The 9,068-nt window shown below is 63.3% G+C and carries 13 protein-coding genes; 3 read left to right on the forward strand and 10 right to left on the reverse strand.

What is annotated here, in order from left to right; all coding sequences use genetic code 11:
• Positions 1-4 precede the first annotated feature (4 nt).
• The 8 genes from VGC77_RS23245 to VGC77_RS23280 form a co-directional block, all read right to left on the reverse strand.
• Positions 5-1,273, reverse strand: coding sequence for an AAA family ATPase (locus tag VGC77_RS23245; RefSeq protein WP_331173921.1), 1,269 nt, complete (start codon positions 1,271-1,273; stop codon positions 5-7).
• The gene (locus VGC77_RS23250) at positions 1,270-2,010 is read right to left on the reverse strand and encodes a CpaD family pilus assembly protein (protein ID WP_331173922.1); all 741 of its coding nucleotides are present in this window, start codon (positions 2,008-2,010) and stop codon (positions 1,270-1,272) included. Before VGC77_RS23250 ends, VGC77_RS23245 begins: the two co-directional genes overlap by 4 nt.
• A 21-nt stretch (positions 2,011-2,031) precedes the next feature.
• Positions 2,032-3,513 carry a type II and III secretion system protein family protein gene (locus tag VGC77_RS23255; protein ID WP_331173923.1) on the reverse strand — a complete coding sequence of 494 codons (1,482 nt, stop codon included), beginning with the start codon at positions 3,511-3,513 and terminating at the stop codon, positions 2,032-2,034.
• Between the two features lie 14 nt (positions 3,514-3,527).
• On the reverse strand, positions 3,528-4,325 hold the full coding sequence (gene cpaB / locus VGC77_RS23260) for a Flp pilus assembly protein CpaB (protein WP_331173924.1): 798 nt from the start codon (positions 4,323-4,325) through the stop codon (positions 3,528-3,530).
• A gap of 125 nt (positions 4,326-4,450) precedes the next feature.
• Positions 4,451-4,975, reverse strand: a complete 525-nt coding sequence (locus VGC77_RS23265; protein WP_331173925.1) for a prepilin peptidase — start codon at positions 4,973-4,975, stop codon at positions 4,451-4,453.
• A 91-nt stretch (positions 4,976-5,066) separates the two neighbouring features.
• Positions 5,067-5,213 carry a hypothetical protein gene (locus VGC77_RS23270; RefSeq protein ID WP_331173926.1) on the reverse strand — a complete coding sequence of 49 codons (147 nt, stop codon included), beginning with the start codon at positions 5,211-5,213 and terminating at the stop codon, positions 5,067-5,069.
• A 99-nt stretch (positions 5,214-5,312) separates the two neighbouring features.
• Positions 5,313-5,477, reverse strand: coding sequence for a Flp family type IVb pilin (locus VGC77_RS23275; protein ID WP_331173927.1), 165 nt, complete (start codon positions 5,475-5,477; stop codon positions 5,313-5,315).
• Positions 5,478-5,661: 184 nt separating this feature from the next.
• Positions 5,662-5,823 (reverse strand): hypothetical protein, encoded by a 162-nt coding sequence (locus VGC77_RS23280; RefSeq protein WP_331173928.1) that lies wholly within the window; start codon positions 5,821-5,823, stop codon positions 5,662-5,664.
• 61 nt (positions 5,824-5,884) lie between these two features.
• Between VGC77_RS23280 and VGC77_RS23285 the strand changes: the two genes are divergently transcribed.
• The 3 genes from VGC77_RS23285 to VGC77_RS23295 all read left to right on the forward strand — a co-directional run bounded on the left by VGC77_RS23285 (position 5,885) and on the right by VGC77_RS23295 (position 7,759).
• Positions 5,885-6,382: a pilus assembly protein N-terminal domain-containing protein gene (locus tag VGC77_RS23285; RefSeq protein ID WP_331173929.1), complete on the forward strand. Its 498-nt coding sequence runs from the start codon at positions 5,885-5,887 to the stop codon at positions 6,380-6,382.
• A gap of 196 nt (positions 6,383-6,578) precedes the next feature.
• Positions 6,579-7,109, forward strand: a complete 531-nt coding sequence (locus tag VGC77_RS23290; protein ID WP_331173930.1) for a TadE/TadG family type IV pilus assembly protein — start codon at positions 6,579-6,581, stop codon at positions 7,107-7,109.
• A gap of 11 nt (positions 7,110-7,120) precedes the next feature.
• The gene (locus tag VGC77_RS23295; RefSeq protein ID WP_331173931.1) at positions 7,121-7,759 is read left to right on the forward strand and encodes a TadE/TadG family type IV pilus assembly protein; all 639 of its coding nucleotides are present in this window, start codon (positions 7,121-7,123) and stop codon (positions 7,757-7,759) included.
• 478 nt (positions 7,760-8,237) lie between these two features.
• On the opposite strand, the gene VGC77_RS23300 is transcribed toward VGC77_RS23295, so the two are convergent.
• Positions 8,238-8,450, reverse strand: coding sequence for a cold-shock protein (locus tag VGC77_RS23300; protein ID WP_011474122.1), 213 nt, complete (start codon positions 8,448-8,450; stop codon positions 8,238-8,240).
• Between the two features lie 273 nt (positions 8,451-8,723).
• The gene (gene infA / locus VGC77_RS23305) at positions 8,724-9,005 is read right to left on the reverse strand and encodes a translation initiation factor IF-1 (protein ID WP_011474121.1); all 282 of its coding nucleotides are present in this window, start codon (positions 9,003-9,005) and stop codon (positions 8,724-8,726) included.
• Between the last annotated feature and the right edge of the window lie 63 nt (positions 9,006-9,068).

Consider the following 9,068-nt stretch of genomic DNA (forward strand, 5'->3'; position numbering starts at 1 on the left):
GGGCTCACTTGGTCCGCAATTTCTCGAGGAACGGCGCCAGGAACGATCCCTTCGGCTTCTTGGTCTCGCCGCGGCCGGTCAATCGCTGCGCGATCTGCAGGAACATGTCGGTGGTGCGATGGCCGGTGGAGACTTCGGCGATCATCTGGCCGTTGTTGGCGGCCGAGCCGAACATCTGGGGATCGAACGGGATCGAGACAACCGGCTGGCTCTCGATCGCCTTGGCGAATTCGCTGGCATTGATCTCCGGGCGCTTGGGAACGCCGACCTGGTTGAGGCAATACAGCGGCGGCCGGTCGTTCGGCCGCGACGCCTTCAAGAGGTCGTACATGTTCTTGGCGTTGCGCAGATTGGCGAGGTCCGGCGCCGCGACGATCAGGATGTCGTCGGCGGAAACCAGCGCCCGCTTGGTCCAGCCCGACCATTGATGCGGCACGTCCAGCACGATGCACGGCATCGTGGTGCGCAGGGTGTCGAAGATCGAGTCGAAGGCTTCGCTGCCGAAGTCGTAGACCCGTTCCAGCGTCGCTGGCGCCGCCAGCAGGCTGAGGTGATCGGTGCATTTCGACAGCAGCCGGTCGATGAAGGCGGTATCGATGCGGTCGGGCGAGAACACCGCGTCGGCGATGCCCTGCGGCGGATCCTGATTGTAGTCGAGCCCGGCGGTGCCGAAGGCGAGGTCGAGATCCGCCACCACCGAATCCAGTGCCAGATCCCGCGCGATCGCCCAGGCGACATTGTGCGCGATGGTGGAGGCGCCGACGCCGCCCTTGGCGCCGACCACGGCGATGACGCGGCCGACCGCGCGCGCCTCGGGCGCGGAGAACAGCCCGCAGATCGAGGCGACGACCTTGATCGGCGCCACCGGCGCGATCACATAGTCGCTGACGCCGCGGCGGACCAGTTCGCGGTACAGCGTGACGTCGTTGACGCGACCGATCACGATCACCCGCGTGCCGGCGTCGCAAACCGTGGCGAGATGGTCGAGCCCGGCGAGGATGTCGCTGCGGATGTCGGTTTCCAGGATGATGACATTGGGCGTCGGCGCCGAGCGGTAGGCTTCGATCGCCGCCGCCATGCCGCCCATCTGGATCTTGAGATGCGCCTTGCCGAGCCGGCGGTCTTCGCCGGCGGATTGCACCGCCGCGGCGGTTTCCACGGTCTCGCAGAACGCCTGGACCGACACCCGCGGCGCCGGCGCAATATGCTCTTCCGGCGCCGGCTGCGGCGTAGCGGTCTCGTCGTCGGGCGTCTGGCGTGGGTAGCTGATCATTTGCCGGTGTCGCTGAGTTTGGCCTTGTCGGCCTCGGGATAGCTTGTGGTGGTGGTATTGCCCTTGCGATATTTCTCGAACGACATGGTTCGCCTTGCGGTGTAGGGCGGGGTTTCGCCGCGCGGCTGCACCAGATCCGCGGGGTTGTCGACCATCGCGGCGAGATTGCGCTGGGTCGCGCAGCCCAGGTTCCAATAGGGTTTGTTCTCGAAATAGTCGTGGTTCTTGCTCGAGGAGCCGACATCCTCCGGCCACAGCCCGCAGGGTCCGGCGGTCGCGGTCAACCGCGGATAGTTGACGCGAATCGCGGCAAACTGCCGAGCGTCGTGGGGCTGATAGTCGCGCACCGTCACGCCGTTCGGCGGCACGCCGTAGGCAACCAGCAGCGCCCGGATTTCGCGCAGCGAATCGGTGCCGGCGCGGGCGTTGGGGGTGTGGGTCGGCACGTCGATGATGACCGGGCCGGTGCCTTCGCGCAGCCAGGTTTGCGCCAGCGAGGCGACGTCGGCGCGCTGCGCGGCGGTCAGGCCGCCGCGGCCGGTGCCGACGAAGATGGTCAGGGTCTGGTCGGCCTCCTGGATGGCGATCGGATGACGCTGCCGATAATCGTTCGGCGCGATGCTCGCGGTGACCTCATCGCCGGTATGGGTGCAGGCGCCGAGCGCCAGACACAGTCCGACCAGGGCGCCGCCCAGACGCAGGCGGCGGAAGTGATCGGCGGGGTATTCGCTCGTCATCGTGTTGGTCCTTGTCCCGCCTCAGTCGGTGATGAAGCCATAGGTGCCGCGATAATTCGTGGCCGGTTCGCTGCGACCGCGAACGCCATAGATCCGGTTGATGTTGCCGATCAGGTCGGCCTGCGGATCCGACGCCGCGGCAAATCCATCATCCGGCCGCGACAGGTCCTTCTGGGCCACCGCGCGGACCACGTAGGGCGTCACCAGCACCATCAGTTCGGTGTTGCGATTGACGTAGTCGCGGCTGCGGAACAGGGCGCCCAATACCGGCAATTGCGCCAGACCGGGCAGGCCATTGACGGCCTGCTTGGTCTGTTCCTGGATCAGCCCGGCCATCGCCATCGAGCCGCCCGAGGGAATTTCCAGCGTGGTTTCCGCGCGCCGGGTCTTGATCGACGGCACCGTGATCGAATTGGTGGTGGTGGTGCTCACCGCCTGCGACAGCGTGATCGAATTGTCGTTGGAGATTTCGGAGACCTCGGTCATCACCCGCAGGCTGATCCGGCCCTCGCTCATCACCACCGGGGTAAAATTCAGCGAGATGCCGAATTTCTTGAAGCTGATCTGGGTGGTGCAGACATGGGTGACCGGGTCGCAGGAATAGCCCGCCGGCACCGGGAATTCGCCGCCGGCGACGAAGGTGGCGGATTCCCCGGAAATCGCCGTCAGGTTCGGTTCCGCCAGGGTGCGGACCACGCCGGCGCTTTCCATCGCCCGCAGCGTCGCGGAGACCGACGGCGTGGTGCCGCCGCCGAACGCGGCGGTGGTGCCGTTGCCGGACACCAGGCTGCTGCCATAGGCGGTGAACGGGTTGCTGTTGTTGAAATTCACCACCGCGGTGCCGTAATTCATGCTGGCGGTGAGATCGACGCCGAGCTGCTTGATGATGTCGCGCTGCATTTCGGCGACCGTCACCTTCAGCATCACCTGGTCGCGACCGCGGACCGCGATGCTGTTGACGACGTTGTCGACGCCGTCGACCAGTCGTGCGGCGACGTCGCCGGCCTGCTGGGCTTCGATCGGGCTCGACACCGATCCGCTCAGCATTACGCTCTTGCTGCCGACACCTTCGACGTGGATGTCGGCGCCGGGCAGGGTCTGCTTCAGCGCGGCGCGGATGCCGTTGAGGTCGCGGGTCACCGCGATGTCGTAGGCGGCGATCTGCAGCCCCGCGGCATCGAAGAACACGATATTGGTCTGGCCGATCGCGGCGCCGATGATGTAGGCGCGCTGCGCCGAACGCACCACGGCGTTGGCGATCTTGGGGTCGGCGACCAGCACATCCTTGATGTCGCGCGGTAGGTCGATCACTACCGACTTGCTGACGCCGAGCGCCAGAAAGCGGGCGTTCATCTGGCCGTCGGCCGCGCTCGCCGCGGCACGATAATCCGCGGCCACCGCCGGGGCGAGCGCGGGATTGATCGTCAGCGCCGCAGCCGCGGAAAACCACAGCGCGCGTGCCAGCGGACTGCGCATCGGCCGGTGGTGATTGCTGCAGCTCATATCCGGTCCTCGAGTCACTTCTGGGTGGTGGTCGGGGTCGAAACGCCGAACCGAACCACGTTGATGCTGTCGCGCTTGGCGGCGCGATCGTCGGGGGTGTCGGCGACCGCCGAATTGGCGTCGGCCAGGCTGCGCAGCGCCAGCGACAGCGTGCCGCTCTGGCGGGCGCGGGCCAGGCCCTCGGATTGCTCGGGCTTCAATTCCAGCGTCGCGGTCTTGCCGACCACGACCTTCTGCCCGTTCTTCTCTTCGATGGTCTGGTCGATCGCCAGCACCCGGATGTTGCTGAAAATGATCTCGGAATTGACGGCGTCGCCGGCGGCGCGGGCGTCGGGATTTTTCTCGCGCTTGGACAGGATGACGTCGACCCGGTCGTTCGGCAGGATGAAGCCACCGGCGCCGGTTTCCGGCGAAATCTCGGTGGAGACCGCGCGCATGCCGGAGGGCAGGATCGCCGCCATGAAGCCGGAGCCGTTGGCCTTGACCAGTTTCAGATCCCGGATCGGTTCGCCGGCGATGAAGGCCGACCGCGCGATCGATCCCGCGATCTGGGTGGTGGCGTCCGGGCGCACATTGCGGCGGATGAACATCTCGCTGGCGGTCGCGGCCGGCCAGCTCTGCCACTGCACGTCGCTGGGGGTCAGCGCCTGTCCGAGCGGGATGTCCGATCTCGCGACCAGCACGTCGACGGTCTGCAATTGCACAACCGGCGCCACCGGGGCCGGTTGCTGGTCCGCGCCGCTGGCCAAATAGGCTGCAACGCCGCCGGCTCCGACAGCGATGGTCAGGACGACAATGCGTGCGGTATTCATACGCTTCACTTTCCACATTACGCGGCGACGCTTGCGTCGCTGTAATCCGGAGTTGACCAGCTATTCGTCAAAGCATGGTTAATGAGGCGTATCTAAATCGGCTCGATCAGGAACCCGGGGGGCGCTCAGTGGATCGCAAAGTGCGCCAGATCGACCGCGCGAATCCATTCGGTTTCCGGGTAGATCAGCAGCGCGCCGGTGGCCAGCGCGATCCCATAGGGAATCCCGGTGTCCTTGTGATGCAGCCGCAGCAGCCAGCTCTGGCTACACAGCGCGTAGGGCAGCGGCCATTGCCGGAACTGCAGCAGCAGCAGCGTCAGCGCCCCGCCGAACAGCGAGGCGTAGACCAGGTATTCCAACAGATGGTCGAAGCCGAACCACAGCGCCGCGGCCGACGCCACCTTGGCATCGCCGCCGCCGACCCAGCCGAACGCGAAACAGGCAAACGCGATCGCCAGAACGCTGCCGCCGGCGGCGATATGCGACAGCAGCTCCTGAAAGCCCATGCCGCTCAACCCCGCCAGCACCAGGAACCCGGCGATCAGCAACAGCGAGACGCGGTTGGAAATGGTCATGGTGAACAGGTCGCTGGCCGCCGCGAAGGCCATCAGCGCCGGAAACAACAGAACGCGCAGCAGATCGAGCATCATTTGAGTTCACCACGCCGTCAGCGCTACGGAGATCGGCTCGCCGCGGACAGCCTAGCCGGAACAAATGAATAATCGGGAAACGATCGCCGGCTCACCAGCTGAGGGCGATCCGGATCGCCAGCGCCAGCAGCGCCAGCACCAGCGCCCAGCACACGATCGCCGTGACTTCGTCGGATCGCGCCCCGGCGGCAATGCGCGCCGCCGCGGTCGCGCCACGTTCTGCAGCAAGCTTACTCATGATCACGCCGCCAGCAACCCATTGGATGTGACTTACGCTCTTACAAACAACGAAGGCCTCGGTCCGACCGAGGCCTTCGGTGACCTTGACGTCTGCCGCTTACTGCAGCTTGGTGCCGATCGAGGTGAATTTGGTGGTCAGGTTGGTGCCGATGGTATTCACCGCGGTGATGATCGCGAGTGCGATACCGGCAGCGATCAGACCGTATTCAATCGCGGTGGCGCCCGACTCATCCTTCAGGAAACGCGCAACGATATTTTTCATCAGACTACTCCATGTATCAACGTGGCTGTGAACTTCCCTGGTCTTGCCGGCGTTCTCAGCACCGTGACCATGACCCGAACCTAGGATCCGGAAATTGCGGTGCAGTTAATTCGATCGAAGAAACACCGCTGCAATTCGCTCTTCTTTGACACAGTAAATTTCGGCTTAAAGCTCGGATAACTTGTTATGTTTCGATGTTTTGCCGGATTTTGCTAGGTTTTTCGCGGCGGCCGTCGCGCCGCAGCCTCGTAGCGTTGCGGGTGATTTTTGCGCTGCAAAGCCGCGTCACGAGCCGCCGCGAGCCGATATTTGCAGTTCGTTCACTAATTAACGTCACCTTTGCCATGACGGGCGCCGGCACCGCTGCGCATCGCTTTGGCCGGCCTGTGGATGTCCCGGGGTAGAGTATGAGTAAGACTGTGACGCGCGCCGAGCTGCGCGCTGTGCTGCTGTCGGGATCGGTCGGCCTCGCCTTGCTGTGTCCGTTGCCCGGCCTGGCGGAGACCGCAAACGACCCCATCGCGGTCAGTGTCGATCAGGCGAAACTGGTGAAATTTCCGGCGCGGATCGCCACCATCGTGGTCGGGAACCCGCTGATCGCCGACGTGACGTTGCAACCCGGCGGCGTCATCGTGGTGACCGGCAAGGGTTACGGCGCGACCAACGTGATCGCAATGGACCGCGCCGGCGAAGTGCTGCTCGATCGCGTGATCCAGGTCGAGGGCCCGACAGACAAGGTGGTGACGGTGTATCGCGGCGTCGACCGGGAATCCTATAGCTGCATCCCGCAGTGCCAGCGCAGGGTCACGCTCGGCGACGGCGAAGGCTATTTCAAGTCGGCGATGGATCAGGCCGGCAGCCTGAATTCGCAGGCCAGCGGCGCGTCGTCGGGCGCCAAGAACTGATCTCCGATTCGTCGACGGCGAGGCGAGGGTGCCTCCAAGGCGTGTTGCGCGCCCAAGCGTTGCCGCTGCCTGCCGCCCGGCATGGTTAACGCGCGGTTAACGGTTGCCTGCATTGTGTTTCCAACCGGCGCAACACTTCGACAATCAGTTCCCGCTAAATTGCGACGACAGATTAAGTCAGTGCGAGGGTGTAGTGATGCCAAGCTCCCGGCTGTTTCCGGTGACCCTGAGGGCGTTGCGCGGCTTTGCTCGCCATCGGCGCGGGTCGGCCGCGGTTGAATTCGCCCTGGTGGCGCCGATCTTCATCGCCCTGCTGTTTGCGATCATCGAGATCGGGCTGGTGTTCTTGGCCGGCCAGTTGCTGGAGACCGGGACGCAGGACGCCGCCCGGGTGTTTCTGACCCAGACCAATCCGGCGCTCGCCGCGGATTTCAAGAAGCTGGTCTGCGATCGGGTCAATATGTTGCTGAGCTGCGATGTTCTGCGCGTCGATGTGCAGTCGTTCGCGCCGGGCGCAGTCATCGCCATCAAGAACCCGATCGTCAACGGCGGCTTCGTCGACAGCTTCGTCTATCAACTGCCACCCAGCGCGAATAGCGACTACACCGTCGTCGTTCGAGCCTTCTACCAATGGCCGCTGTTCGTGACCAAGCTCGGCTTGAATCTCTCGAACGTCGGCGAGGGGACGAGAGTGCTGGCGGCGACCGCCGCGCTTCGCCCGCAATAATGGTCAGTCCGATGAAGAGACACGCATTATCAGAATCGCTCCGCGGCCTGCAACGACAGTTCGGCAGGCTGCGCCGCGACAGTTCGGGCCTGGCGGCGGTCGAGTTCGTGATGATCGTGCCGCTGATGCTGGTGATGTTCTTCGGCACCATCGAGATTTCGTCGGGTTTTGCGGCGCACCGCAAGGTGTCGATCGTGGCGCAAACCATCTCCGACCTGACCTCGCGCAGCAAATCGGTGGTCGCGACCGACGTCAGCAACTTCCTGAGCATCGCCGATGCGATCATGACGCCGTATGCCGCGGTACATTCCGCGACTCAATTCCAAACCACGATCACCGAGCTCTATATCGATCCGGTGTCCGGCAAGGGCTACGTGCAATGGAGTCAGGGTGACGCGGTGCGGCAGAACAAAGCCGTCGTCAGCGTTCCGGCGGATCTGATTGCTAAAGATTCGACCGGCAAGGTGATCGCCGGTCAGTACCTGATCTATAGCGAGGTCAAGTATCTGTACAAGCCGACGGTGGCTTACATCCTCGTCAAGGACGGCATCTGGCTGACCGACCAGACCTTTACCCGCCCGCGGCAATCGAGCTGCGTGCTGTGGACCCCGACGACGTCGTCAGATCCGTGCCCGACCGCGATCTCGTAACAGCCTGACTCAAAAAGCGTTCAATGAAATCAGGCATTAGACCCGTCATTGCGAGGAGCTCTTGCGACGAAGCAATCCAGGGCTTCGCGTGCAGTCCCTGGATTGCTTCGCTTCTCAGTCGGCGCTGCGCGCCGGCCTCGGCTCGCAATGACAAGAACCCCTGATCTTGCTCGCTGCTATTTCGGTCGGACACCAAGAGCTATTTCGGTTCTGATAGAAACAGAACCGAAGCTCTAGATTGTTATTTTGACGCGTTTTCTTCACGCGAACTGGGAGCCACTTCGCTCGAAAACGCTCCAAGATCCTCTCTGGAAATCACTCAACCCATCGGTGGTTCGTCGGTCCAAGCGCGGCGCTTGGTGAGGGCTTGACCGAAGCCGCCAACGAAAGATCCCTGCAACGAAAAAAGGCCGCGCTAGCAGCGCGGCCTTTTCGACTTGTTAGTTTGTTCCGCAGCGCCAAGCTTGCGGAATTCGGATTAGCCGGCGGCGCGGAGGTTGTCGGCCGAAGACTTGCCAGAGCGACGATCGGCAACGATTTCGTAGCTGATCTTCTGGCCTTCACGCAGGGTGCCAAGGCCGGCCCGCTCAACCGCGCTGATGTGCACGAACACGTCGTTGCCACCATCGTCCGGCTGAATGAATCCAAAACCCTTGGTTGCGTTAAACCACTTCACGGTTCCCATGCTCACGGGGGTAGTCCCTTCTCAATATAGATATAGTCGAAACCCACTTGTGATGGGCTGGTGAGATCGAATTTTGGAAGGGTCGTCAGCGTAAACCGGCTGTACCGGTGGATAGCTAATGTCGTCCGGCCGAAAATCGATTAGTGGATGTTATGCGAAAGCGGCCCCCAAAACAATCCTGACGTGCACGATTTTTTAATCGGGAAGTCAGTTGTGTCCAGGGTGCCGAGCACGTTTGACGTCATGGCGCGGCGACGTTGGATCGTCGCCGCATCGCCATTACCTGCGGCGAAACTGGCCGCGCGGCGGGGCGCCACGGGGCGGACCGCCACCCGGACGTTCGTCCTTGTGGCGGAAAATCAGCCGGCCCTTTTCCAGGTCGTAGGGCGACATTTCGATGGTGACACGGTCGCCAGCCAGCGTTTTGATGCGGTTTTTCTTCATCTTGCCGGCGGTATAGGCGACAATCTCGTGTCCAGCGTCGAGTTGCACGCGATAGCGCGCGTCGGGAAGGATTTCGGTCACCAGTCCTTCGAACTGGATCAGCTCTTCTTTGGCCATTGTTATCTCCAGATCGATCGACGTTTAGCGCGGACGCTGGGTGCGGTTCGGGGTGGTGTTCGG

Source organism: Rhodopseudomonas sp. (assembly GCF_036404135.1).
In the GTDB taxonomy this organism is placed as follows: domain Bacteria; phylum Pseudomonadota; class Alphaproteobacteria; order Rhizobiales; family Xanthobacteraceae; genus Rhodopseudomonas_A.

Bases quoted from the DNA above. Each gene is read 5' to 3' on its own strand.
- VGC77_RS23280 (WP_331173928.1), bottom strand. From the start codon at position 5,823: ATGGCAAAGGTGACGTTAATTAGTGAACGAACTGCAAATATCGGCTCG.
- VGC77_RS23285 (WP_331173929.1), top strand. From the start codon at position 5,885: ATGAGTAAGACTGTGACGCGCGCCGAGCTGCGCGCTGTGCTGCTGTCG.
- VGC77_RS23245 (WP_331173921.1), bottom strand. From the start codon at position 1,273: ATGATCAGCTACCCACGCCAGACGCCCGACGACGAGACCGCTACGCCG.
- infA (WP_011474121.1), bottom strand. From the start codon at position 9,005: ATGGCCAAAGAAGAGCTGATCCAGTTCGAAGGACTGGTGACCGAAATC.
- VGC77_RS23290 (WP_331173930.1), top strand. From the start codon at position 6,579: ATGCCAAGCTCCCGGCTGTTTCCGGTGACCCTGAGGGCGTTGCGCGGC.
- cpaB (WP_331173924.1), bottom strand. From the start codon at position 4,325: ATGAATACCGCACGCATTGTCGTCCTGACCATCGCTGTCGGAGCCGGC.
- VGC77_RS23270 (WP_331173926.1), bottom strand. From the start codon at position 5,213: ATGAGTAAGCTTGCTGCAGAACGTGGCGCGACCGCGGCGGCGCGCATT.
- VGC77_RS23295 (WP_331173931.1), top strand. From the start codon at position 7,121: ATGAAGAGACACGCATTATCAGAATCGCTCCGCGGCCTGCAACGACAG.
- VGC77_RS23250 (WP_331173922.1), bottom strand. From the start codon at position 2,010: ATGACGAGCGAATACCCCGCCGATCACTTCCGCCGCCTGCGTCTGGGC.
- VGC77_RS23265 (WP_331173925.1), bottom strand. From the start codon at position 4,975: ATGATGCTCGATCTGCTGCGCGTTCTGTTGTTTCCGGCGCTGATGGCC.
- VGC77_RS23275 (WP_331173927.1), bottom strand. From the start codon at position 5,477: ATGAAAAATATCGTTGCGCGTTTCCTGAAGGATGAGTCGGGCGCCACC.
- VGC77_RS23255 (WP_331173923.1), bottom strand. From the start codon at position 3,513: ATGAGCTGCAGCAATCACCACCGGCCGATGCGCAGTCCGCTGGCACGC.